Annotated in this window: 22 protein-coding genes; 14 read left to right on the top strand and 8 right to left on the bottom strand. The window is 69.4% G+C overall.

Going from position 1 to position 24,456, the window contains the following annotated elements; genetic code table 11:
- The first annotated feature begins 41 nt into the window (after positions 1–41).
- The 6 genes from VFV67_RS08590 to VFV67_RS08565 all read left to right on the top strand — a co-directional run bounded on the left by VFV67_RS08590 (position 42) and on the right by VFV67_RS08565 (position 4,146).
- Positions 42–1,037: a winged helix-turn-helix domain-containing protein gene (locus VFV67_RS08590; protein WP_326468605.1), complete on the top strand. Its 996-nt coding sequence runs from the start codon at positions 42–44 to the stop codon at positions 1,035–1,037.
- A 157-nt stretch (positions 1,038–1,194) separates the two neighbouring features.
- Positions 1,195–1,647, top strand: a complete 453-nt coding sequence (locus VFV67_RS08585; RefSeq protein WP_326468604.1) for a peptidase inhibitor family I36 protein — start codon at positions 1,195–1,197, stop codon at positions 1,645–1,647.
- Positions 1,648–1,883: 236 nt separating this feature from the next.
- Positions 1,884–2,213 (top strand): PadR family transcriptional regulator, encoded by a 330-nt coding sequence (locus VFV67_RS08580; protein WP_326468602.1) that lies wholly within the window; start codon positions 1,884–1,886, stop codon positions 2,211–2,213.
- Positions 2,214–2,251: 38 nt separating this feature from the next.
- Positions 2,252–2,584, top strand: a complete 333-nt coding sequence (locus tag VFV67_RS08575; protein ID WP_326468600.1) for a DUF1048 domain-containing protein — start codon at positions 2,252–2,254, stop codon at positions 2,582–2,584.
- Positions 2,584–3,372 carry an ABC transporter ATP-binding protein gene (locus VFV67_RS08570; RefSeq protein ID WP_326468599.1) on the top strand — a complete coding sequence of 263 codons (789 nt, stop codon included), beginning with the start codon at positions 2,584–2,586 and terminating at the stop codon, positions 3,370–3,372. Before VFV67_RS08575 ends, VFV67_RS08570 begins: the two co-directional genes overlap by 1 nt.
- Before the next feature lie 9 nt (positions 3,373–3,381).
- Positions 3,382–4,146 (top strand): ABC transporter permease, encoded by a 765-nt coding sequence (locus VFV67_RS08565; protein WP_326468598.1) that lies wholly within the window; start codon positions 3,382–3,384, stop codon positions 4,144–4,146.
- On the opposite strand, the gene VFV67_RS08560 is transcribed toward VFV67_RS08565, so the two are convergent.
- A complete protein-coding gene (locus VFV67_RS08560) occupies positions 4,125–5,381 on the bottom strand; it encodes an MFS transporter (protein WP_326468597.1) in 1,257 nt (418 codons plus the stop codon). The two genes, VFV67_RS08565 and VFV67_RS08560, sit on opposite strands and share 22 nt — an antisense overlap.
- Positions 5,332–6,450: a hypothetical protein gene (locus VFV67_RS08555; protein WP_326468596.1), complete on the bottom strand. Its 1,119-nt coding sequence runs from the start codon at positions 6,448–6,450 to the stop codon at positions 5,332–5,334. The genes VFV67_RS08560 and VFV67_RS08555 overlap by 50 nt, the downstream gene beginning before the upstream one ends.
- A gap of 148 nt (positions 6,451–6,598) precedes the next feature.
- Between VFV67_RS08555 and VFV67_RS08550 the strand changes: the two genes are divergently transcribed.
- The 3 genes from VFV67_RS08550 (at position 6,599) to VFV67_RS08540 (ending at position 10,197) form a co-directional block, all read left to right on the top strand.
- A complete protein-coding gene (locus tag VFV67_RS08550; RefSeq protein ID WP_326468595.1) occupies positions 6,599–7,789 on the top strand; it encodes an esterase-like activity of phytase family protein in 1,191 nt (396 codons plus the stop codon).
- 3 nt (positions 7,790–7,792) lie between these two features.
- Positions 7,793–8,176 (top strand): CPCC family cysteine-rich protein, encoded by a 384-nt coding sequence (locus VFV67_RS08545; RefSeq protein WP_326468594.1) that lies wholly within the window; start codon positions 7,793–7,795, stop codon positions 8,174–8,176.
- 161 nt (positions 8,177–8,337) lie between these two features.
- The gene (locus VFV67_RS08540) at positions 8,338–10,197 is read left to right on the top strand and encodes a peptidoglycan-binding domain-containing protein (RefSeq protein WP_326468593.1); all 1,860 of its coding nucleotides are present in this window, start codon (positions 8,338–8,340) and stop codon (positions 10,195–10,197) included.
- A 7-nt stretch (positions 10,198–10,204) separates the two neighbouring features.
- On the opposite strand, the gene VFV67_RS08535 is transcribed toward VFV67_RS08540, so the two are convergent.
- Positions 10,205–12,283, bottom strand: a complete 2,079-nt coding sequence (locus VFV67_RS08535; RefSeq protein ID WP_326468591.1) for an alpha-galactosidase — start codon at positions 12,281–12,283, stop codon at positions 10,205–10,207.
- Positions 12,280–13,263: a LacI family DNA-binding transcriptional regulator gene (locus tag VFV67_RS08530; RefSeq protein ID WP_326468689.1), complete on the bottom strand. Its 984-nt coding sequence runs from the start codon at positions 13,261–13,263 to the stop codon at positions 12,280–12,282. Before VFV67_RS08530 ends, VFV67_RS08535 begins: the two co-directional genes overlap by 4 nt.
- Positions 13,264–13,396: 133 nt before the next feature.
- Between VFV67_RS08530 and VFV67_RS08525 the strand changes: the two genes are divergently transcribed.
- The 4 genes from VFV67_RS08525 to VFV67_RS08510 are packed head-to-tail and all read left to right on the top strand — an operon-like array spanning position 13,397 to position 18,362.
- The gene (locus VFV67_RS08525) at positions 13,397–14,344 is read left to right on the top strand and encodes a sugar ABC transporter permease (protein WP_326468590.1); all 948 of its coding nucleotides are present in this window, start codon (positions 13,397–13,399) and stop codon (positions 14,342–14,344) included.
- A gap of 4 nt (positions 14,345–14,348) precedes the next feature.
- Complete coding sequence (locus VFV67_RS08520; protein WP_326468688.1) at positions 14,349–15,206, top strand: carbohydrate ABC transporter permease; 858 nt, start codon at positions 14,349–14,351, stop codon at positions 15,204–15,206.
- 28 nt (positions 15,207–15,234) lie between these two features.
- On the top strand, positions 15,235–16,581 hold the full coding sequence (locus VFV67_RS08515) for a sugar ABC transporter substrate-binding protein (protein ID WP_326468589.1): 1,347 nt from the start codon (positions 15,235–15,237) through the stop codon (positions 16,579–16,581).
- A gap of 5 nt (positions 16,582–16,586) precedes the next feature.
- Positions 16,587–18,362 (top strand): beta-galactosidase family protein, encoded by a 1,776-nt coding sequence (locus VFV67_RS08510; protein ID WP_326468588.1) that lies wholly within the window; start codon positions 16,587–16,589, stop codon positions 18,360–18,362.
- A gap of 651 nt (positions 18,363–19,013) precedes the next feature.
- Here VFV67_RS08510 and VFV67_RS08505 read toward each other — a convergent pair.
- The 3 genes from VFV67_RS08505 to VFV67_RS08495 all read right to left on the bottom strand — a co-directional run bounded on the left by VFV67_RS08505 (position 19,014) and on the right by VFV67_RS08495 (position 22,312).
- Positions 19,014–20,261, bottom strand: a complete 1,248-nt coding sequence (locus VFV67_RS08505) for a pectate lyase (protein ID WP_326468587.1) — start codon at positions 20,259–20,261, stop codon at positions 19,014–19,016.
- A gap of 147 nt (positions 20,262–20,408) precedes the next feature.
- Positions 20,409–20,633, bottom strand: coding sequence for a hypothetical protein (locus tag VFV67_RS08500; RefSeq protein ID WP_326468586.1), 225 nt, complete (start codon positions 20,631–20,633; stop codon positions 20,409–20,411).
- Between the two features lie 308 nt (positions 20,634–20,941).
- Complete coding sequence (locus VFV67_RS08495; RefSeq protein ID WP_326468585.1) at positions 20,942–22,312, bottom strand: hypothetical protein; 1,371 nt, start codon at positions 22,310–22,312, stop codon at positions 20,942–20,944.
- Positions 22,313–22,356: 44 nt separating this feature from the next.
- Between VFV67_RS08495 and VFV67_RS08490 the strand changes: the two genes are divergently transcribed.
- A complete protein-coding gene (locus tag VFV67_RS08490; protein WP_326468584.1) occupies positions 22,357–23,835 on the top strand; it encodes an ABC transporter substrate-binding protein in 1,479 nt (492 codons plus the stop codon).
- Here the strand turns inward: VFV67_RS08490 and VFV67_RS08485 are convergent.
- On the bottom strand, positions 23,825–24,364 hold the full coding sequence (locus VFV67_RS08485; protein WP_326468583.1) for a DUF2218 domain-containing protein: 540 nt from the start codon (positions 24,362–24,364) through the stop codon (positions 23,825–23,827). The genes VFV67_RS08490 and VFV67_RS08485 overlap by 11 nt on opposite strands.
- Positions 24,365–24,456 lie beyond the last annotated feature (92 nt).

Raw genomic sequence — 24,456 nt, 5'->3', positions numbered from 1 at the left:
CTCCCTAATCACTACGTGGTCGTGGCGACGAGAGGGATCGGGTGACGCTGCGGTTGGTGTTCGGCCGTGAGGATCTGCAGCGGGTTCGGCTTGCCGACGACGTCGACCTCATGTGGGAACTGATATTGAGCCTGCAACTGGCGCAGGAGGTCCGGGTCCCTGTTCCGTTCATGGCCTGGCGCCAACGCCTCGGGTGGTTCGCCACGGCGGTAGCCGATAGCCGGTGGCGTGCGACGACACCGCTGCGGTCGCTGGTAGCCGCAGCTGGCGACTTCCCGGATTTCCTTACTCCGCACCAAAGCGTCACTGACCTCGATACGGCTTGCGAACTCCTGTCGAGCGTGTCGCCCGCCCGGGTCGGTGCGGACGTGGCGGCCGCTTTCACCCACCGCGGGCCAACGTCGTGGACACGCTCGTTGATGCGTGCCGACCGCAGCGCGCTCCTTGAGCTGGTCGGCGGAGTTCGGGCGACCCATCACCTACTGCTTGAGCCAGTATGGATGCAGGTGCGCGAACGGGTGGCCACCGAGCGGGCGCGGCGGGCCAACGTGCTCTCCACCCAGGGGGTCGGCGCGCTGTTAGCCGGACTTCCCGGAGTACTCGGTTGGGACGGTGCGGTGTTGCGGACCCGGTATCCAGAGATGCGTACCGTGCAGCTCAACGGACGGGGCATCATCCTGGTGCCGTCCTATTTCTGTTGGGGTAATCCCATTACCTGGATTGATCCGGCACTTCCTCCGGTGTTGGTATATCAGGCATGGCAGCGTGGCGACCTGGCTCACGACGTGGATGTGCCGCCCGCCGTGGTCTCCCTGCTCGGGCGTACTCGCGCGGAATGTCTCAGAGCCCTGCTTGAAGCTCGCAGCACAAGCGATCTCGCCCAACTGCTGGGCACGTCCGTCGGTACGGCGAGCAAACAGGCAACAGTGTTGCGGGAAGCCGGCCTGATCACCAGCACCCGGACCGGTAGCAGTGTTCTGCACGCTACGACCGCACTGGGCCGCGCGCTGCTGGTGGGTGCCCTTCCCTGCTCCTAATCGGACCGTTTTCCCTGCAGGGCAAAGGTATCGGGCCAAACCACGGGCGACGGACAGGCTGAGCGGCGCCAATACCGTGGCAGGCCTCCGCGCCGGAGGGCCGCGATATTGAGCACCATGAGAATGCTGTTCGTACTGGAAGGAAAGGAAAATTCACATGAACATCTTGCGAAGGGGGATCATGGCGGCGGTCATCGTCATGGCTGCCGTTATCGCGCCGGTCACCCAGGCCGCCGCCGCCCCGGCCGCACCCGGCAGCCAACTGGTGGCTTGGGATGACCAGACCGGCGCGGGGCTGCAAGCGTGGGAATGCAGCGAGTTCCACATCTGTTTCTGGACCGGAAGGAACGGGACCGGTTCTCGGTGCATCTGGGACATCGCCGACCCGGACTGGACCAGCGGGGGCGTCGTGTGTTCCTGGGCGAAAACCAAGAACGTGGCGTCGGTCATGAACCTCGGCACCAGCAGCGACGGATCCACCGGCGTGGCCTACTACACACAGACCAACTACAACTCCCGTATCGGTTGCACCCGTAACCAGCACGGGGGCAACCTCGCCGGAACATATCAACTCCGCTCACACAAATGGATCAGTGGAAGCTGCGGCTAGCTCCATCAACGGCGGTCGCTGGCCGGGAAACCACCCTGGCCAGCGACCGCTGGCTGATCAATGCGGTGGCTCGCCGCTGCCACACCCGGCCTCAGGGGCACCGCGTGGCGGGCCACGGCGGAGTGGTGACCAGTCGCGCGTTCGTGACGGGTGGCCAGGCTGGCTTGCGCCCTCGCTATTCGGTGATACTATCTACCGGTACTCAATGCAACTGAGTAGTCCGAGGAGCGTGTTCGGTGGGCAAGCAGGCGACGGAGATGCTCAAGGGCGTGCTGGAGGGCATCGTCCTGGCGATCCTGTCCGGCCGGGCCGCCTACGGCTACGAGATCACGGCGTGGCTGCGGGATCAGGGTTTCTCCGACATCGCCGAGGGCACGATCTACGCGCTGCTGGTCCGGATCGAGCAGCGCGGCTTCGTCGACGTGGAGAAGGTGCCGTCGGAGAAGGGACCGCCGCGCAAGGTGTATTCGCTCAACGCCGCGGGACGGGAATACCTCGATGAGTTCTGGAGGACGTGGAGCTTCCTCACGGAACGTCTGGAACAGCTCCGCGAAGGAGGAAAGTAACCCTGTCCGGTGTCGAAAATGGCGGCTTCATCTCCCGGGTGATCGGGCCCAAGCGGCAATGGCGAGAGTACAAGGCTCGGGTGAAGCGACTTCCGCCGAACTACGGCGCGGCGGTCGAAGCGATCGAGCGGTACCTGATGCACTTCGTGCCGACCGATGCCGGCAGCGTCGGGTCGATGTTCGAAGACCTCGCCGACCTGTTCGAACAGGCCGCGGCGAACGGAACACCGATCCGCGAGATCGTCGGCAACGACCCGGTGGAGTTCGTCGAGGCGTTCGTCCAGAACTACACCACGGGCGGCTACGTCACCAACCGGGAGCGCAAGCGGCTGACCGACGCCATCGCGCGCGCAGCGGAGGAGCGGCCCTGATGACCGCGCGCCCGACCTCCGAGCCGGCGATCCAGGTGCAGGGCCTGGAAAAGTCGTATCAGAAGCTGCATGTCCTGCGCGGCGTGGATTTCGACGTGGCGCGGGGCAGCATCTTCGCGCTGCTCGGCTCCAACGGGGCCGGCAAGACCACGGTCGTGAAGATCCTGGCCACGTTGCTCAAGGCCGACGCGGGGATGGCCAGCGTCGATGGCTTCGACGTCGCAAGGCAACCGGCGGACGTGCGCGAGTCCATCAGCCTGACCGGGCAGTTCGCCGCCGTCGACGAAATCCTCAGTGGGCGGGAGAACCTCGTGCTCATCGCCCAGCTGCGGCATCTCAAGGATCCCGGCCGGATCGCCGATGACCTGCTGGAGCGGTTCGGGCTGACCGACGCGGCCGCGCGGCGGGTGTCGACGTACTCGGGTGGGATGCGCCGCCGCCTGGACATCGCGATGAGCCTCATCGGGAACCCGCCGGTGATCTTCCTCGACGAGCCGACCACCGGGCTAGACCCGCAGGCGCGCATCGAGGTGTGGAACAGCGTCAAGAAGCTGGCCGGGCAGGGCACGACGGTGCTGCTCACGACGCAGTACCTGGACGAGGCCGAACAACTCGCCGACCGGATCGCGATCCTCCACAAGGGCCGGATCATCGTCAACGACACCCTCGCCGAACTCAAGAAACTGCTCCCACCCGCCAAGGTGGAGTACATCGAGAAGCAGCCGACCTTGGAGGACGTCTTCCTCGCCCTCGTCGGCGAAGACAGCAACGGCAGCGCCGAGAACTGAGGACCGACGATGGCCACCACGCATTTCACCGGCGACACCGCCGTCCTGCTGGGACGATCCCTGCGCCACGTCACGCGCAGCCCGGACACCATCATCACCACCGCGATCATGCCGATCGCCATCATGGTGCTGTTCGTCTACGTCTTCGGCGGCGCGATCAACACGGACTCGGTTTCGTATGTGAACTACATGCTGCCCGGCATCCTGCTCATCACGATCGCGTCGGGCGTCTCCTACACCGCTTTCCGACTTTTCAACGACATGAAGAGCGGCATCTTCGAGCGCTTCCAGTCCCTGCCGATCGCCCGGTCGGGCGTGCTGTGGGGGCACGTGCTGACCTCGCTGGTCGCCAATCTGATCTCGCTCGTGATCGTCGTGGGCGTCGCCTTCCTCATGGGTTTCCGCACCGGAGCGGGATTCCTGGCCTGGCTCGCGGTCACCGGCATCCTGGTCCTGTTCACCCTGGCATTGACCTGGATCGCCGTCATCCCCGGCCTCGTGGCGAAATCCGCGGACGGCGCGACCGCGTTCTCCTACCCGCTCATCCTCCTGCCGTTCATCAGCTCGGCCTTCGTGCCCACCGGCACCATGCCCGGCCCGGTCCGCGCATTCGCCGAACACCAACCGGTCACATCCATCGTCAACGCCATCCGCGACCTGTTCGCCCAACGACCGGTCGGCACCGACATCTGGATCGCCCTCACCTGGTGCGTCGCCATCCTCATCGTCGCCTACCTCGTCGCCATGGTCCTCTACCGCCGCAGGATCTCCTGACCGTGCTCGGGGAACCGCCGGCGGATCGGGGTGGCCAGGCCGATCACCACGACGGCGAGGAACACGCCGCCGACCGCAAGGAGGGGGCCGCGTACGCCCACCGCGCCGACCAGTGCGGTCAGCGCGGCGGCCCCGAGTGGGGCGAGCGCGGTGTGCAGGGTCCAGAACGCCGAGGTGACCCGGCCGAGCAGGTGGTCCGGGGTGATCGCCTGGCGCAGCGACATCGAGCAGATCCCGGCCACCCCCATGCCCACCGTGTAGAGCAGGACGAGCACGGCCACCGCCGGCACGCTGCCCGACAACCCCAGCAGCGCCACCGAGATTCCGCACAGTACATAGGAACCCAGCCAGCACGGGCCGAACCCGAGCCTGCGGCGTAGTCCCGGCACCAGCACGGCGGCGACCACGGTGCCCGCGCCCGCGGCGCCGAGCGCGAGGCCGACCACCCCGTCGGTGCCGCCGAGCCCGGTGCGCAGGTGGTAGATCACCACGTCGATCAGGCCGAGGCTGACGAAGCTGATCATGGTCAGCAGCAGCGTCACCGCGCGCAGCACCGGCGTGCGCCACAGAAACCTGAAGCCCACAAGGAAACCCTCCCGGACAGACCCCGCATCCGGTGCCGGAGCCGGCTGGCCGCGGCGCAACCGGATCGCCGCCAGCGCGAGCGCCGACACCGCGAAACTCCCGGCGTTCACCGCGATCGCCACGGTCGGGCCCCACCAGCCGGACACCGCTCCGGCCAGCACCGGACCGGCGATGAAGGCGACCGCGTTGGTCGTCTCCAACCGGCCGTTGGCGGCAACCAGACGGTCGGCGTCGACCAGGCTCGCCACCGCGGTCACGTACGCGATCCTGAACGTCATCTCGAACACCGAGTTGAACGCCATCACCACGAACAGCAGCCACACCTGCGGGCTGACCGCCCATACCACCGGGATCAGGCCGAACAGCGCCATCCTGGCCAGATCGCAACCGATCATCAGCCGCCTGCGGTCCAGCCGGTCGACCACCGAGCCGGCGAACACGCCGGTGACGATCGAGGCGGCTCCGGCGACCGCGGTCAGCAGACCCATCTGCGCCACGGAACCGGTGGCGTGCAACACCAGCAGCGGCAACGCCACCAGCGCGAACGCGTTGCCCAGTTCGGAAAGCGTCTGACCGAACCAGAAAACGGTGAAGTCGCGGTCAGTCGCGCTTCGTGGTGCTGCCGAGGATGGCGCCGGTGAGTGGGTCATAGGTGTAGATCGTGCTCTGCCGGAACTCGGCGCCGGGCACCAACCCGGTGGTGCGGATGACCAGGATGCCGGTCCGCACATCGTCGTTGGCGCGCACCGACAGCCACGGCACCCCGGCCCGGGACACCACGACCTCGGTCGGGAACCCGGCACCGGTGGACAGCGAGTAGCGCGGACCGGCCGGCGGGTCGATGTCCAGGCCCCCGTCCGCGCGGATGGTGAGGGTGACCAGGGTGCTGCCCTCGACGTCCCGGATGGGCGCCGGATCTCCGGCGTAGTAACGGCTTCGGCCCTGCCCCTGGATGTCCATGCCGTTGTAGAAGGTGCGACCGGCGGCATCCATCCAGAAGTGCGGCACGTGCGCGCGGGGGGCGCTGAAGTCCCGGCCCGGGTAGTAGGACAGGTGCCAGTGCGGGGGATTGTCCTGGTGCAGCGTGTTGTTGGTCTCGAAGCCCATCAGCGCGTAGAAGTGCCCGCGCCGGGCGGCTTCCGCGGCGAGGCCGGCGTCGCGCAGCACCTCGGCCACGGCGACCTGGTGGTTGAGGAACGTGCGGGCCTCGGCGGCCGGCCAGCGCACCTGGGTCCACACGCCGGCAGCCCGGTCCGGGTCGTTGTGCTCGATCCGCCAGTACATCCCGCTTTCGGTGGATGCGCTGGGATAGCTGAACACCTGCAGGGTCGGCTGCAACGCGTTGATGGTGCTGGCGGTGACCGGGACGGTGAAGCCGAGCAGCCCGGGGTCGTTCGGATCCGGGGTCGGGATGAGCCGGTTCTTGCCGGAGACCACGGTGCCGACGTCGACTCCGGGCCAGCGCACGGAGATCGGCACTACGCCGCTCGGCGGACCCTGGATGAAGGCGTAGTACTCGGCGCGGCTGGCCACCCGATACTGGGAGCCGGCGACGAACGTGTACCCCTCGGGCAGCATGATCTCCGGCGTCGCCGGTGTGCCCGGGACGGACCGGACGATCCGGAACGCCCCGTACGCCACGGCGTCGACATCGGCGGAGGCCGGCACCGCGACCGCGAGGCCGGCCAGGATCAGGAACAGGGCGAGCAACCGGCGCATGTCGTCACCCTTTCACCCGATGTATGTATATGTCGAGATTGTTTCACCACCAGGGGTATGACGTCATCCGGGTCGAACGTCGCGTCCACTCCGCGTTCACCCGGCTGGCCTACCGTGTCGCGCAGCCGATCGCAGTAGGGAGATCATCATGAGGAAGCCGCTGGTCATCGGGCTCGTAGCGCTCGCATCGGTGCTCCTGACCACGCCCGGGTCGGCCGCCGCCCCAACGGATCACGGCGGGTTCGGCCGGGCCGTCCTCACCCAGTTCGCCGCGCTGCCCGCCACGACCTTCGTACCGGCCAGCGAGCCGTCCGGCGCCGCGCTGGGCACGGCCCCGGTCAACGGTGTGCCCCTGCCGTTCGCCGACCAGCCCGTGCAGGGCTTCAGCGGTGTCGTGCGCAACGCCGACGGCACGTTCGAGGTGCTGTCCGACAACGGCTACGGCAACCGGGCCAACAGCGCCGACTTCGTGCTGCGGATCCACCGGATCGGGCCGAACTTCGGCTCCGGCAGCGTCGATGTACTCGGCGGGATCAACCTGACCGACCCGCACGGCCACGTCCCGTTCCCGCTGACCCGGCCGGACCGGGTGCTCACCGGAGCGGACCTCGACCCCGAGTCGATCGTGCGGCTGGCCGACGGCAGCTACTGGATCGGCGACGAGTTCGGGCCGTACCTGCTGCACTTCGACCGGGCCGGCCGGCTGCTCGCCCCGCCCGTGCCGCTGCCCGGGGTGATCGCGCCGGAGAATCCGGCCGGACCGCCGAACCTGGCCAGCAGCAAGGGATTCGAGGGCCTCGCCCGGTCGGTCGACGGGCGCACCCTGGACGCGTTGCTTGAGGGCACGGTGGCCGGGGACGAGCCGGGCAGCCTGCGCCTGAACGAGTTCGACCTGGCCACCGGCCGCTACACCGGCCGCCGCTGGTCCTACCGGCTCGACGACCCGGCGTTCGCGGTCGGCGACGCGGTCACCGTGGACCGGCACCGCCTGCTGGTGATCGAGCGGGACGGCGGGCAGGGTGCCGACGCCCGGGTCAAGAAGATCTACCTGGCCGACAAGCGCGATCGCGACCGCGACGGCAAACTCGACAAGACGCCGGTAGCCGACCTGCTCAACCTGGCCAACCCGCGTGGCATCGGCGGGTTCGGCGACCCGTTCCGCTTCCCGTTCACCACCATCGAGGACATCGTGATCCTCGACGACCGCACCCTCGGCGTCCTCAACGACAACAACTTCCCGTTCTCCTCCGGCCGTACCCCCGGTCAGCCGGACGACAACGAGTTCATCACCATCCGCCTGGACGGCTCCCTACACGCCGATCCCCGCGCCACCCGCTGAGACATGAACCGCCAGATCAGTCGGTTTCCATGCCCTTGCTGCGGCCATATGGTGCATAGTGATCCACCGGGATCGCACCGGGTATGTGCCATATGTTTCTGGGAGGATGACGTAGTTCAGCTTCGCTGGCCGTCGTATTCAGGAGGCGCCAACAAGGCGTCACTTCTGGCGGCGCAAGCGAACTATGTCAAGCATGGAGCGAGCGATCTGCGCTTCCGCGAATCGGTGCGGCAGCCGAGTCAGGACGAGCCGTTCGATACCGGCTTTCGACCGGCCGATCCAGAAATAGACAACTTTGAAGCGGAGGGTGGGAAAGACGCACCGTGGCCGGCTGACCGGACCGTACTTTACTGGTGGCGAGCAACCTATTGGCGTGCTCGATCCTGAACCGCTGATGTGGTTGATCCGGGCTGGTCACCCGCACCCCGGTTGGCCCGGCGGCGGAATCGCCTGACATCCCGCCCGATTGGCTGCCCTCTCGGACCTCGGGCGGCCGGCGGGCACGCACGAGACTCCAGGTTCGGGAACGTGTGCGCAGGGAGGTGCCCATGGGCAGCCCGACCGACATCGCCGGCAAGGTGTTCGAGGTCTTCACCAGCCTGGACTCCAAGCAGAAGTGCCTGGTCGAGGTCATCAACGACACCGGCAGCACGCTCAAGCGGATGAGCGACGAGCACTCCAGCGGCGGGTTCGCCACGCTGCCCGAGGACGAGATCGCGCCGAACCGCGCCGACGCTTTCGTCTCGCACGACACGGGTTTCCTGCGCGGCGCGGTCGGGCAGGTGACCTACGGCGTGTTCCCGGAGGGCGCGACGACCCCGCAGGGCACGTGGACGATCAAGTGGAGCATCCCGGAGGTCGGCACCCCGAGCAGCAGCGGGGACATGGCGGGCCTCGACCCGGCGACGTTCGTCTCCCGCGCCAGGATCGGCGACGGCAACGAGACCGAGGCGAAGTTCGAGTTGGAGGGCCCGGGGGGCGGCGGAGGCACCAAGAAGAAGGAGACCCCGGACGCCGGCCTCAAGAGCACCGTGCTGATCGAGGTCCGCAACCGCACCGACGTGCCGCTGACCCTGCTCGACCAGGGTCACGACCACGGCGGCTTCGTCACCCAGCCGGCGCTGGAGATCCCGGCCGGCGACTCGGACTCGTTCGCCTCGTTCGAGACCGACCGCGGCGCGCCCGGCTCCAAGGGGTTCCTGAAGTACCAGGTCGGCGACGACTGCGAGTGGACCATCGGGTGGGACAACCCGGAAAGTGCGGACAACACCAGCGAGTCCACACTGGACGGTGCGGGTGCGGCTGGTTTCCTCGCACTGGACCAGATCGGTGCTGGCGAGGAGAACGTGCCGGCGGTCTACACGATCTCCCGGCGGCGCGGCGGTGGCAGAAAGCCGGAGACCGCTGAGGACTTCGTCGATGTCGCCATCAGCAACCAGAGCAGCGAGCCGTTGTTCCTGCTGGACAGCGGCAGCTTCACCGGAAGGTTCCAGTCCGAGGTGGCCCAGCAGATCCCGCCCGGCGAGGCCTTCGCGTTCACCAGTTCGGAGACCGAGGACAAGAGGACCGGCTGCTCCGGATTCGTGCGCTACCACGTGGGCGAAGCCGGTGGCGCGCTCTGGACCCTGCTGTGGGACAACCCCGAGGAGGGCGAGAACACCAGCAGCGCCTCGCTGGACGGGCCGGCGGCCGGGTCGTTCAGCTCCGCGAGCGAGATCACCCCGGACAAGCACGCGGCGGCGGCGCTGTTCACCATCACCGGCGGTGGCACCGACGAGCCGGAGTTCGCCCCGCCGGGCGAGACGGACGAACCGACGCTGCGACTGGGCGATCAGAGCGTGGACGGCTGGGTCGAGTACCTGCAGATGCGGCTGAACACCCTGGGGTATGGCCCGCTCCCGGTGGACGGCAACTTCGACAACGCGGTGCGCGCGGCCGTGGTGGCCTTCCAGGGGGACCAGCGGCCGCCACTGCTGGTGGACGGGGTGGTCGGCAACCAGACCTGGGCGGCGCTGCGCGAGGAGGATCCGCGCCCGCCGAGCACCGACGGCCGGGAGCCGCACACCTACGTCGAGCAGGGCGCGGAGGCGCGGTTCTTCACCGAGGACTCGGCGATCGACTACTTCGCCGAGCAGGACCAGTTGCTGATCACCGCGGCCAACACCGGCGACGAACCGCTGCACCCCGGCCAGTTCGAGGTCACCGCCCGGATCACCTTCCCCGACGGTGAGCAGCACACCTTCGCCGTGCCGCTGACCAACGGCGGCCAGCCGTCCCTCCCCGGCAACCTGGTCTTCTTCGAGACCTCCCTGGGCCGCCGCCTCGATCCCGGCAGCTACCTCATCGAGGCCTACCTCCCCGCCGAACTCGGCGGCGACCAAACCGCCCGCGAGGTGGTGGTGCGGTAAACCCGGCTCACGAACCTGACCGGCGCAGGCGGACCAGCGTGCTTGCGTGGTCCCCAGGGGGTAGGTCGGGGTCGATGCCGTGATGCAGCAGCACGTCGCCACCGTGGTGGCTGCCGTCGGGCGTGGTGTAGGTGGCGGCCGGGTCGAGGCCGGCCAGGCGTAGCGGGCGCGTGGCGCGGCTCGGCCGGGAGAATCGGCGCCAGATCAGCACGACGCTTTCGGCACGGTCGTCGGTGACGTACTGGACGGCGGTCACATCGTGGTCCGTGGGGGTCAGCCGGTACAAGTGCCCGTGCTGGACGATGGGGCGGATCTGCTTGTACTGGGCGATGAGCGTGGCGGCCTCCGCGATGTCCACTGTGGACCAAGTGCGGAGGTCCCCGCTGATGCCGAGGACACCGGCCATGGCGACGTGCATCCGAAATCGCAACGGGGTGGGGCGGTTGTTGAGGGGGTTGGGGCTTTGGCTGGCCCAGGACCCCATGATCAGGGCGGGGTAGAGCTGGGAGAAGCCGTGCTGGATGGCGATCCGGTCGACCGGGTCGGTGTTGTCCGATGTCCATGCCTGGTCGGTGCGGCGCAGGATGCCGAGGTCGACGCGGCCGCCGCCGCTGGCACAGGTTTCCATGCGCAGGCGGGGGTGGTCGGCCCGGAGCCGGTCGAGGATCGTGTAGACGCCTTCGGTGTGGGCGAACCACAGTCGTTGCGGGTCGGGGCCGGCGGGCCAGCCCGCCTCGGTGAACGGGCGGTTCATGTCCCATTTGAGGAAATCGACCGCGTTGTCCCGGAGCAGGCGGTCGAGCCAGGTGTGCGCCCAGGTGACCACGTCCGGGCGGGCGAAGTTGAGGACGAGCTGGTTGCGGATCTCGGTGCGCGGGCGATGCGGCATGTGCAGCACCCAGTCGGGATGTGCGCGGTACAGATCGCTGTCCGGGTTGACCATCTCCGGCTCGACCCACAGCCCGAACCGCATGCCCAGCCGGTGCACCTCGGCGATCAGCGGGCCGAGACCGTGCGGGAACCGGTCCGGGTCCGGCCACCAGTCGCCGAGGCCGGCCGCGTCCGTGGTGCGGCCGGCGAACCAGCCGTCGTCCAGGACGAACAGCTCGACGCCGAGCGAGGCGGCGGCCGTTGCCAGTTCGCGGACGGTGGCCTCGTTGACATCGAACCAGGTTCCCTCCCACGAGTTGTAGAGCACCGGGCGCGGCTCGTCGGGCCGGGGCAGGATGTGTTGCCGGACGAAGGAGTGCCAGCGTCGGCTGGTCTCGCCGAAGCCGCCGCGGGAGTACAGGCCGAGACAGGGCGGAGTCCGGATCTCGGTGCCGGGATCCAGGCGCCGCACCGTGCCGTCGTGCCCGGCCCCGGCGGTGATCACCAGGTCGTCGCCCGGGGTGCGCCGGGTGGTGATCCGCCAGGTGCCGCTCCAGGCGAGGGCGACGGACCAGACCTCGCCGTGCTCCTCGGTCGCCTCGCCGGTGTCCACCATCAGCCACGGGTTGGACTGGTGCCGGGCGGTGCCCTGCCGGGTGACGATGGTGGTCTCGCCGTGCGCCACGGGCGCCCGGTGCAGTTGGAACTCGGCCGACCACTCCCCCGTCACGTGGCTGCGCCGGTAGTCCGGCCGCGGCGGCAGGGTCCACGCGGCGGCGTCGAACCGTTCCACCGCAACGGGTTCGTCGGTGCCGGTGTGCCGCAGCACGGCCCAGCGCTCCAGCACGTCGGTGTCCTCGTGCACCCGGTAGTGCAGCTCGAGCCGCACCGGATGGTGCCGGTCGGACAGCCGGATCACCAGGTGCCCGCCGTCGATCTCATGTCCACTGTGGACCCAGTCGACCGCCCGGGTGCCGTCGGCGAACGCCAGCCGCAGCGCCGCCAGGCCGAACCGCTCGCCGCCCTCACCGGGCAGCTCGTCGCCGATGATCTCGTCCCGGGCCCGGGCCCGAACCGGCAGCCGCGCGATCCGCTCCGGCGGAAGCCGCGGTCCCCAGTAGACATGCCGCGGTCCGTCCTCGCCCCGGCGCAGCGCGTAGCTGCTGGCCGGTGTGCTGAGGACCCAGGTGCCGGTCGGCTCGTCGAAGGCGATCACGGCGGCGGCGCGGTGCTCGCCCGGACGGCCAGGCTGGTCGGCACGATGATCGAGGTGACCGTGCGTTCGCCGGAGCCGATCTCGGCGACCAGGGTGTCCACGGCCCGGCTGCCCATCGCGGCGAAGTCCTGGCAGACCGTGGTCAGCGGCGGCCAGAAGTGCGCCGCCTCGGCCATGTCGTCATAGCCGACGACGCTGACCTCGCCCGGTACCGCCCGGCCGTGCTCGTGCAGTGCGCGCAGCAGCCCGAGGGCCATCTGGTCGTTGGCGGCGAAGACCGCCGTCACCTCCGGGTCGCGGCACAGCGCGCCGCCCTGGGCGTGGCCGGACTCGGCCGTCCAGTCGCCGGTGACCACCGGGGGGATCCGGCGGCCATGCCGGCGCAGCGTGGCCCGCCAGGCCTGCTCGCGGCGCTCGGCCGCGTAGGAGTGCGCCGGCCCGGCGATGTGCCAGACCGTCTCGTGGCCAAGCTCGAGCAGGTGGCTGGTGGCCAGCACGGCACCCTGCGCCTGATCGATGTTGACCATGGTGTGGTCGGTGCGCGGGTTGGAGTCGATCACCACCACCGGCAGCCGGCTTGGCAGCTCGATCTCGCTCTGGTCCAGCTCGTACTGCTCGATCAGGACCACCACGCCGTCCACCGCGTGCTCGTTGAGCTTGCTGAACGCGCCGGCTACCTCGCCCTGGGTCGGCTGGCCGACGTGCATCAGCGTGATCGAGTAACCCCGGGCCACGGCGGCGGAGGCGACCGCGTCGAGGGTACGGCTGTTGCCGAACGTGGACAGCCCGGACATGATCACGCCGATGCTGCGGAACTTGCCGTTGCGCAGCGCCCGGGCCGCGCTGTTGGGTCGGTAGCCGACCAGCCGCATCGCCTCGAGCACCCGCTGCCTGGTCGTCGCGTCGACGTTGGCGCGGCCGTTCAGCACGCGGGACACGGTCTGGCCGGACACGCCTGCCTCCCGCGCCACGTCCGCCATGGATGGGCCGCGTTCCACCGGGCTCTCCTCGGTTCTGGACATGTTGACGTCAGCACACTAGCCTTCGGCTCGTCGATGTTGACGTTAACATCGATCACCGCATACCCGGTCCCCATGAGGTAGCGGAGGGACGATGGCGTCCGCTGCGACCGTGCTGTCCGCACCCGCCCCGGCCAGCGGCATGCCAGGCGCCCGCCGTCCCGGCACGCCGCGCCGGCACTGGGACCAACGCGGCTGGATCTTCGTCGCGCCGTTCCTGCTCGTGTTCGCGCTGGCCTTCATCGCGCCGATCGTCTACAGCATCCAGCTCAGCCTGTTCCGCGAGCAGTTGTTCTTCGGTGGCACCGCGTTCGTCGGGCTGGACAACTACGCCGTGGTCTTCGGCGACGCCAAGTTCTGGGAGGCGTTCGGCCGGGTGCTGCGCTTCCTCGCCGTCCAGGTGCCGATCATGCTCCTGCTCGCGCTGCTCGCCGCCCTGGCGATCGACAGCGCCCGGCTGCACGCCGCCGGCATGTTCCGGATCGTGATCTTCCTGCCGTACGCGGTGCCCGGCGTCGTGGCGACGCTGATGTGGGGGTTCATGTACGGCGACCTGTTCGGCCTGGCCGCCGACCTGAACAAGCTGTTCGGCACCGAGGTCATCCAGCCGCTGTCCGACAGCTGGATGCTCACCTCGATCGCCAACATCGTGACCTGGGAGTACATCGGCTACAACATGCTGATCTTCTACTCCGCGCTGCGGGTCGTCCCGCACGAGCGGTACGAGGCGGCGGCGATCGACGGTGCCGGGCAGTTCCGGATCATCCACAGCATCAAGCTGCCGGCGCTGCGCGGGGCACTGGTGATCGCCACGATCTTCTCGATCATCGGCAGCTTCCAGCTGTTCAATGAGCCGAACCTGCTGCGACCGTTGGCGCCCAACGTGATCACCAGCCACTACACGCCCAACGTGTACGCCTACAACCTGTCCTTCGAGGGGCAGCAGTACAACTACTCGGCCACGGTCGCCATCGTGATGGGTGTGCTCACCGCCGTCATCGCCTACCTCGTGCAGCTGCGCGGCGCACGAAGGGAGGCCTGACATGGTGGCGACCTTCCTACGGCCGCGCCGGTCGGTGCTGCTCACCGGCGTGATGAGCCTCTACCTGCTATACACGCTCATCCCGCTGCTCTGGCTGGTGATCAACGCGAGCAAGACCCGGGAGGCGCTGTTCAGCACGCCGGGCCTGTGGTTCGGCGACCAGTTCGCGCTGTTCGCCAACATCGCCGAGACGTTGTCCTACAACGACGGGATCTTCCTGCGCTGGGTCGGGAACACGGTGCTGTACGTGGTGCTCGGCGCGGGCGGGGCGACCCTGCTGGCCACCGCCGCGGGGTACGGGCTGGCCAAGTTCCGGTTCACCGGGCGCCGCGCGGTGTTCGCCGTCGTCCTCGGCGCGATCGCGATCCCACCGTCCGCGCTGGCCGTCCCGACCTTCCTGATGTTCACCGAGCTCGGCCTGACCAACACCCCGTGGGCGGTGATCATCCCGTCCCTGATCCATCCGTTCGGCCTCTACCTGATCTGGGTCTACGCCGTCGACGGGATCCCCGACGACCTGCTCGAGTCGGCCCGGATCGACGGCGCGGGCGAGATCCGGATCTTCCGCACCGTCGCGCTTCGCCTGCTGGCTCCGGGAATCGCCACGGTGGCGCTGTTCACCACGGTGGCCACCTGGAACAACTACTTCCTGCCGCTGATCATGCTCAGCGACCAGAAGCTGTTCCCGCTGACCGTGGGCCTGAGCCAGTGGAGCGCACAGGCCCAAGGGGTGAACGCCCGGCCGATCTACGACCTCGTGATCACCGGCTCGCTCCTCATGATCATCCCATTGATCGCCGCATTCCTTCTCCTGCAACGATTCTGGCAATCAGGCTTGGCCGCGGGCAGCGTCAAGCAGTAGCCGGACCGGCCGTCGCGAAAGGACAGACATGACAACAAGGCGCCACGGGAAGGTGGCGGTCGCGCTTGCCGCGGCCCTCGCGCTCGGGATCTCCGGCTGCTCGTCCGGCTCGTCGTCGGACGGATCCACGCCGGCCGCCAACGGAACACAGGACGCGGTCGACGCGGCGCTGCAGCAGGGCGGTGAGATCACCTACTGGACCTGGACCCCGCAGGCCGAGGAGCAGGTCGCCGCGTTCCAGCAGGAGCATCCGAACGTCAAGGTGAAGCTGGAGAACGTCGGCACCGGCAACGACCACTACACCAAGCTGCAGAACGTGATCAAGGCCGGCTCCGGCGCGCCGGACGTGGCACAGGTCGAGTACAAGGCGATGCCCCAGTTCGCCCTCACCGACGCGCTGGTCGACCTCAACCAGTACGGCTTCGGGGCGTTCGAGAAGGACTACACGGCGTCCACCTGGGCCTCGTCGAAGGTCGGCGACGGGCTCTACGGCCTGCCGCAGGACTCCGGCCCGATGGCCCTGTTCTACAACAAGAAGGTGTTCGACCAGTACGGGATCACCGTGCCCAAGACCTGGGACGAATACCTGGCCGCGGCCAGGAAGCTGCACGCCGCCGACCCGACCAAGTACCTGGCCGCCGACAACGGCGACTCCGGTTTCACCACGAGCATGATCTGGCAGGCCGGCGGCCGGCCGTTCAACACGGAGGGCAAGTCGGTCTCGATCAACCTGGCCGACCCCGGGGTCAAGAAGTGGACCGCCGTGTGGAACCAGATGCTCAGCGAGAAGCTGCTCGCGCAGATCCCGCCATGGAACGAGGAGTGGTACCGGGCACTGGGCAACGGCACCATCGCCTCCGCGCCCACCGGCGCGTGGTGGCCGGGCGTGCTGGCGTCCTCGGTCGCCGAGGGTGCTGGCCAGTGGGCCGTGGCGCCGATGCCGACCTACGACGGGCAGCCGGTGACGGCGGAGAGCGGCGGCAGCGCGCAGTCGGTGCTCAAGCAGAGCAAGAACCCGGCCCTTGGCGCCGCGTTCGTGCGCTGGCTCAACAACAGCCGATCCAGCATCAAGATCTTCCTGGACACCGGCGGCTTCCCGGCCACGACGGCCGACCTGGGTTCAGCCGAGTTCCGGGACAAGCCCTCGGAGTACTTCGCCGGCCAGCAGATCAACCAGGTGCTCACCGCCGCCGCGGATCAGGTCGCGAAGGGTTGGACCTACCTGCCGTACCAGCTCTACGCCGACAGCATCTACAACGACACCGTCGGCAAGGCGTACCTGGCCGGCACGGACATCAACTCCGGGTTGATGGACTGGCAGAAAGCGCTGGTGGACTACGGAAACCAGCAGGGCTTCTCGGTCAAGGCCGGCTAGCCCCGGTGGCGCGGTTCATCATCGGCGAGCGCGACTTCCTGCTCGACGGCCGTCCGATCCAGCTCATCTCCGGCGCGCTGCACTACTTCCGGGTGCATCCGGACCAGTGGGCCGACCGCATCGACATGGCGCGGCGGATGGGGCTGAACACGATCGAGACCTACGTCGCCTGGAACGCGCACTCGCCGAAACCGGGCATGTTCGACCTAACCGGCGGTCTGGACCTGGACCGGTTCCTGCGCCTGGTCGCCGCGGCCGGGATGCACGCCATCGTCCGGCCCGGCCCGTACATCTGCGCCGAGTGGGACAACGGCGGCCTGCCGGCATGGCTGTTCCGCGATCCGGAGGTCGGTGTGCGCCGGTACGAACCGCGCTACCTCGCGGCCGTGCAGGACTACCTCGCGCAGGCGCTCGGGGTGGTCGCCCCGCACCAGATCGACCGCGGCGGCCCGGTTCTGCTGGTGCAGGTGGAAAACGAGTACGGCGCGTTCGGTGACGACAAGCGGTACCTGGCGGCGTTGGTGGACTACATCCGCGCCGCCGGGATCACCGTGCCGCTGACCACCGTGGACCAGCCCAACGACGAGATGCTCGCCGCCGGTGGCCTGGACGGCGTGCACCGGACCGCGTCGTTCGGTTCGACCGGAACCCGCCGCCCCGCCGACCGCCTCGCCACCCTGCGCGCCCACCAGCCGACCGGGCCGCTGATGTGCTCGGAGTTCTGGGACGGCTGGTTCGACCACTGGGGCGAGGAGCACCACACCACGCCCACCGACCGGGCCGCCGCCGACCTCGACGTGCTGCTCGCCGCCGGTGCCTCGGTGAACCTGTACGTGTTCCACGGCGGCACCAACTTCGGCCTCACCAACGGCGCCAACGACAAGGGCGTCTACCGGCCGCTGATCACCTCGTACGACTACGACGCCCCGCTGAACGAAGCCGGCCATCCCACCGCCAAGTACCACGCGTTCCGCGAGGTGATCGCCCGGTACCGGGAGGTGCCCGGCCCGGTGCCGCCGCCCGCGCCGCCGGCTCCCGAACTCCTGGCGCCGCTCCGCGATCCGGTGCTCCTGCTGGACGCCCCGCAACGATGGGGAACCTGGCAGCACCACGAACAACTGCCCACCCTCGACGACCTGGATCCCCCACCCCGCCTCGCCCTGCTGCGCACCCGGCTGCGCGGCACCGGCCCCGGCGTCCTGGTGTTCGGCGAGCTGCGCGACCGCGTGGCGGTTTTCCTCGACGGCGCACCGGCCGGCGTCCTGCACCGCGAACACCACGAACGCGCCCTTCCGTTGCCGCACACCGACGGTGAGCTCACCCTGCTCCTGGAAGACCTCGGCCGGGTCAACTACGGCCCACGCATCGGCGAAGCCAAGGGCATCATCGGCGGTGCCTGGCTGCACGGCCAACCGGTCACCGGCTGGGACCTCATGCCGCTCGACCTGTCCGCCCCACCCAACCCCTGGCCCACCCCATCCATCCCGCTCCCCCAACCGACCGGCCCCGTCGCCGGCCCCGCCCTGCTGCACACCACCTTCGACCTGGCCACCCCCACCGACCTCCACCTGGACACCAGCACCTGGGGCAAGGGAATGGCCTGGCTCAACGGCTTCCACCTCGGCCGCTACTGGCGCCGGGGTCCCCAGCGAACCCTCTACATCCCCGCCCCGGTCACCACCCCGGGCCCCAACCACCTCGTCATCTTCGAAACCGACACCATGCTCACCCCCACCGCCCGCTTCCTCCCCCACCCCGACCTCGGCCCCACCGAAAAGTAGCCACGACATCGGCGAGTCGCCAGTTCCAGCCCCGCGAGTCGCCAGTTCCAGCCCCGCGAATCGCCAGTTCCAGCCCCGCGAATCGCCGACTCCGAGCCGGCGAGTCGCCAGTGAGGGGCAAGGAGTTGCTGGGTCGGGGTCGGCGAGTTGCCGCGTCCGGACCGATGGGCCGGGCGGCGGACCCGACGCCTGCGGCGCCGGGCCTGCCGCAGGCGCCGGGTCTGTCGCAGGCGCGGCGGCGGCGGGGCCCGGCCCGGCCGTGGCCGGCGATCCGGCGCTTGAACCGGCAACTCATACGCGCCGCGCCGGCAATTCGGGTTGCCCGAGCTGGCGACTCGCCGAACGTGGCCGCGATCCTCGGCGAGTTCCCGATTGCGGTCCGGCGAGTTGCCGGTTCGGGGTCGGCGAGTTGCCGGTTGCGGGTAACCGAATTGCCAGTGCGGAGCCGCAGGGCGGCGCAGCCGCCGAAAGTGGCGGCACCCACAAGCCATGTTCCGTTCGGGGTGGCCGCTCCGCGGCCCACCCCGAACGGAACATGATCAGCGAGTTCGCCTGCCCGAACCAACGACTCAGGTGCCCGAACCGGCAACTCGCGAGACAGAAAGTGAAGGAGCGCAACGGGTTCGTTGCGCTCCTTCGTGGGTTGCGACACTAACGATAGGTGAGGTCCGACGCGCTGTAGATGCAGTTCACCCCGTCGGCGCCGGTGCCGATCTGGGTGGGTTCGTCGCCGGTGTTGTTGCCGGTGTACTTGCGGCAGATCACCATGGCGCGGCTGGCGTCGTTGATGATGGTGATGCCGGTGAAGCGGGCGGTGTCACCGAAGTTGGTGTTGATGCCCGCGACGGTGTTGCCGGGGCGGGTGAGGGTGACGTTGCGGACGACGACGTTGCGGCGGGTCTGGGTGGAGCAGTTGCCGCACGAACGGTAGAACGTGCCGAAGTTCTGCGCCTGGAAGTTCTGGATGGTGACGGTGCCGGGGCCGTTGTGCTGGAAGACCTTGTCCGAGGCGCTGCGTGCGCCGCCGCCGTCGACCAGGAACGCGGGTGATCCGGAGCCGCGGAAGGTGGCGGCGTCCTCGCCGACGTCCTCCCACCAGACATTGCGCAGGGTGCACGGGCCGGAGCAGTGCACGCCGTCGCCGGCCGGCCCGCCGATGATCACGTTCTGCAGGGTGGCGCCGGAGGACAGCTCGAACATCGGGTCCTGGTCCTCCTCCTGACCGCCGTCACCGATGCAGCAGTACCGGCGCATCCCGCCGTCCAGCGTGCCGGACACCGAGATGGTGCCGTTCACCGACACCTGCCCGGTCGGAGTCGGCCAGGAGCCCGGCGGCGGTGGCGGCGGCGGTGGCGGGTTGCTGCCGCCGACGATGGCCAACTGCCACTGCTGGTTCCAGCCGTTGAGGTCGGCGAACTGGGCGATCCGGCCGCCGTCGGCGGTCGACCACTCCCACACGTCCAGCGCCTTGCTGCTGTGCCGGTTGATGAACCGCACGTATCCGCTGTCCGAGTCGGCCAGCCGGAAGTGCTGCCGGGTGTTGCCGTTGTCGGTCATCTGGACCAGCCCGGTGCCGTCGGTGGCGTTGGGCAGTTCGAGCACCTTGCCGCTGTGCACCGAGCGGATCTTGTAGTACCCGCCGCCGGCGTCGACGAACCGCCACTGCTGGACGGCCAGGTTGTTGCGGGCGAACTGCACGATCGGGGCACCGTCGTTGGTGGCGAAGTTGAACAGGTCCATCGCCTTGCCGCTGTGCCGGGAGACGAAGACGTAGGTGGCGTTGGGGTCGACGGTGGCCGCGGACGCGGTCTGGGTCCCGACCCCGACCACGCTCGACCCGAGGGCCAGGATGCCGGCCAACAACACTGTCCGCCGGCCGGTTCTGGTGAGCAGCTTCATGCAGTGTCTCCTCGATCTCTTGGGGGAGAACGCGCACAGCCGGGTATCGCGATCTTCAGACTGACGACGCAGACGTGGACAATCGCGCCCAACACGTGGACTTTCCCGCGCACTGCCCGGTGCTGACCGAGGAGGTGCCCCGCCTGATCAGTCGAAGGTGTTGTGGTACCAGGTGAAGATGTCCTGCATGTTCACCCAGCGCTGGTACACCGGGTCGTAGTGGGCGTCGTTCTGCCACTGGTCCCAGTTCGCGGTGTCGACGCCGGACTCCTGCTCGATCTGCGCGAGGACCTCCCCGAGCGCCACGAAGGCCGCCTGCGCCGCTGCGGCGTTGTTCTGGTCGCCCATGTGCATGTCCACGAACTGGCGCACGTACGGGACGTGCTCGTCGAGGCTGTCGCAGTAGCCCCGGACCTCATCGTGTCGACCAGGTGGTGGCCCTCCTGGTTCACCTGGGCCATGTGCCCCAGTCCTTGCTGGTCGAGCATGGCAAGCAGGTGGTACTTCACGTCGTCCGGCAGCGTGGCCCACACGGAATCGGGGTTGGTGGTCGGGTGCATTCAAGATCCCTTTCAATGGAGGAAGCAAACACCCTTCAACATCGATTCCGACGGGCGGTTCCGATCGCCCGAAAGCGCACCGCAACGGGCAGCGCCGAGCGACCTGACGATCTTCGCCGATCAGCGGAGCTTGAGGATGTCGACGCCGCGGACGTTGTCGGCGACGTAGACGACGCCGCGGTGGAAGTAGGGGGCCCAGGCGCGGCCGTCGGCGGGCCGGAAGTAGGCGATCTGGGTGGGGTTGGTGGGATCGCTGATGTCCAGGAACCGGGTGCCCTGTGCGTAGAACGCCTGCGCCAGAATGTTGCCCTTGACCTGGAAGTAGTGCGCGGAGCAGTCGGCGCTTGCCGGGTCGCTGCCCTCCTGGCCGGCCACGCCCCAGGTGCCGACCGGCTGCAGCCGGAACGGCTGCTCGGGGGTGGACCGCCAGCCCTCGCCGTCGAACGAGCCGCGCAGCGAGGCGATCACCAGCACGCCGTCGTTCGCGCAGCCGTCGGCGAAGTTCTCTTCGGTGACGTAGATCAGGTTGCCGCCCCGGCCCCAGCGCTCGTGCCCGCCACCGTCGCCGGCGCGGTTCCCGACCGGCCGGTAGCTGTTGTGCATGAACCGGGACGGCGCGGCCAACTCGTCGATTCCGCCGCCCGCATAGGGAATCGGGTTGAGCGCGGTGGCCCGGCGGATCCGGTCGGTCAGCGGGTCGCGGTGCCAGCCCTCGGTCCAGTAGCCGCGGGTGCCCCCCCGGCCGGACACCCAGGCGATGCCCATGGCGTCGACCTGCACGTCGTGCGAGTAGTCGGTCTTGCCGTCGTTGCGGCCGAGGTCGATCGGGTCCGGGAACAGGACGGGGTTGCGCGGGTTGCGCATGTCGGTCACCCAGATCGGGCGGCCGCCCCATTCCGCCGGCATGGTGGCGGACTTGGCCGGGCCGCCGGTCCACAGGTACTGGCAGCCGTTGATACAGCTGGAAGTGTGACCGGCCGGCACCTGGATGTAGCTGATCACGGCCAATGCCTCGGGGCGGGACGCGTCCACCGTGTAGATGCCGGACTCACCGGTGAGCACGTTGCCGCCGAACGCCCGCGGGTCCCTGGCCATGAACACCAGCTTGCGCACCGGGTCGACGTCGACGTCCTCCATCTGCCACATGCCGGGCATCGACACCTCGGACAGGAACCGCGGCCGGGCCGGATCCCTGGTGATGTCGTAGGACTTCAGCCCGAACTGGCCGGCGACGAACATGACGTCACGGTGCCCGTAGCGGATGAAGTTGATCGCGATCGCGCCGGCCGCCTCCGGCAGGTTGGCCAGATGGCGCACGTTGCGGTTGGCCGAGGTCGCGCCCGCGGCGGCCGCTGCCGTCGCGGCGTGCACGTGCCCGGCCTCGGCCGCGGCGGGACTGGCCTCGTTGCAGGCGTTCGCCGGGATGGTGGTGAGCGCCATGGCGATCACGGCGGAGACGACGACACCGGACCGGAGCAACCAGGTACGCACCATTGCCTCCCCATGGCCGGGCTACGGCACCTACCGTATCCGGGGTGATCCGCACACTCAAGGTTCGCCTGCTGGCTGTCACCCTGGTGCTGACGGCGGCGGCGTGCACCGACGCCGCCGCGCCCGAGCCCGAGCCGGGAACGTTCGTGGTGGGCGTGCGCGAGCCGGTCAGCCTGCTGCCGGCACGGGTGGTGGACGTGCCGGGGCAGTTGGTCACCGCCGCGCTGTGGACGCCGCTGACCGTGCGGGATCCGGGCGCGCAGGAGGTCAAGCCGGCCGCGGCGGTCTCGGTCACCAGCCCCGACCAGGTGACCTGGACCGTCAAGCTGCAGCCGGGAATGCGGTTCCACGACGGGTCGGCGGTCACCGCCCGCTCCTACACCGGCGCCTGGCAGGCGGCCGTCGCGGAGCGCTGGCCGGGCGCGGCGGTGCTCACCGATGTGTTGGCCGCCAAGGACATGCGCGCGGTCGACGACCTCACCATCGAGCTGTTCCTTGCCCGGCCGTTCACCCAGGTGCCCATGGTGCTCGGCGCGACCGCACTGTTTCCGCTGCCGGACAAGGTTCTGGCGACGCGGGACTGGGCCGGGTTCGGCCGGGAACCGGTCGGCACCGGTCCGTACCGGCTGTCCGGCCCGTGGCAGGACGGGGTGCGGCTGGTCCGGTTCGACGGCTACCTCGGCGACGCGCCGGGAAAGGCCCGCGAGATCATCGTGCGGGTGCTGGACGACCAGTACGACCAGGTCCGCGCCGGGACCGTGGACCTGGCCACCGCGGTGCCCGGCGGCCGGCACGAGGCGATGGGCACCGAGTTCGCCGACCGGCACGCCGAATGGCCGCTGCCCGAACTGACCTACCTGAGCTTTCCGTTGGCGGACCAGCGGTTCCGCGACCCCGTGGTGCGCCATGCGTTCGCGCTGGCCGTGGACCGGGCGGCGCTGGAGGCCGGACCGCTCGACCGCCAGGTGGATCCGGCCCGCTCGCTGCTGCCGCCGTCGGTGGCGCTGCCCGCGCGGTCGGGGGTGTGCCGACCGTGCAACCACGACCCGGAGGCGGCGAAGTCGTTGCTGCGCCAGGTCGAGGGGTTCACCGGTCCGGTGCACGTCTACCACGCCGCCGGGCAGGAGACCCTGGCCCGGGCGGTGGCCGAGCAGCTCGGCGGCACGCTCGCGCTGGACGTGGACGCCCGGCCGGTGCCGGACGGCCGGGCCCCGGACACCCTGGACGGTCCGTTCGTGGGGTCCCGCCCACTGTTCTCCCCCAGCCCGCGCGAGCCGATGACCGGCATCGCGGGTTACGCACCCGACGGTTTCGCCGAGCTGCTCGCCACCGCCGACGCGGCCGCCGACCCGGCCGGCCGCGACCAGCTCTACCGGGTCGCCGAGAACCAGATCCTGCGTGACCTGCCGGTCGTCCCGCTGTTCTCCCGGCACGCGCACACGGTGTGGAGCGAGCGGCTCCGGGTCAGCCGGCCGGACCCGGCGCGCGCCCTCGAACTCGCCGCCGTCGAGGTCACCGGGTAGCTCTGGTCCGCAGGCGGTGGGTGAGGTAGCCGAGGCCGACCAGGGCGGCCTTGAGCAGGAGGAGGACCAGCACGGCGTCGGCGAGCCAGCCGGCCCAGGCCGGGGCGGCCAGGGCGGCGCTGCCCAGCAGCACGTGCGCGGCGACGGCGAGGACGGCGAGGACCACGAGCGGGACCGTCCAGGGGCGCCGGTGGCGGCGGGTGGGGGTCGGGGCGGCCTCGGCGGGGGTGTCGCCGCGGTGCCAGCGCACCGTGAGCGGGTCGCGGGTGCTGAACCTGCGCAGGTTGGCGGTGATCAGCTCCTGGATGCGGGCCAGGCCGGGTTCGTCGGCGGCTTCGGCGCGGAGCAGGAGGGCGTCCGGCAGGGCGAGCAGGGTGCAGGTGTCGCCGTCGATGGTGAGGGTGCCCCGGGTGTCGGACCACTGCACGTCGACCCGGCCGTGCCGGCCCATTTTGCCGGCGTGGCGGCAGAGTTGGACCAGGTAACGGCTGGACCGGTCGGTGTGGACCCGGGCTTCGGCGATCGGCATGGCTCCCCTTTGCGAGACAGGTCGTCTTGATACAGACACTGTGTATCGCAAAGGCGAGAGTTGGGCAAGAGTTGCACACCTATACCCCCTAT

It is taken from the genome of Actinophytocola sp., assembly GCF_035762905.1.
Lineage (GTDB): Bacteria > Actinomycetota > Actinomycetes > Mycobacteriales > Pseudonocardiaceae > DASYTH01.
The sequence above is the reverse complement of the archived record's forward strand: the minus strand, read 5'-3'. Positions and strand labels throughout refer to the sequence as shown.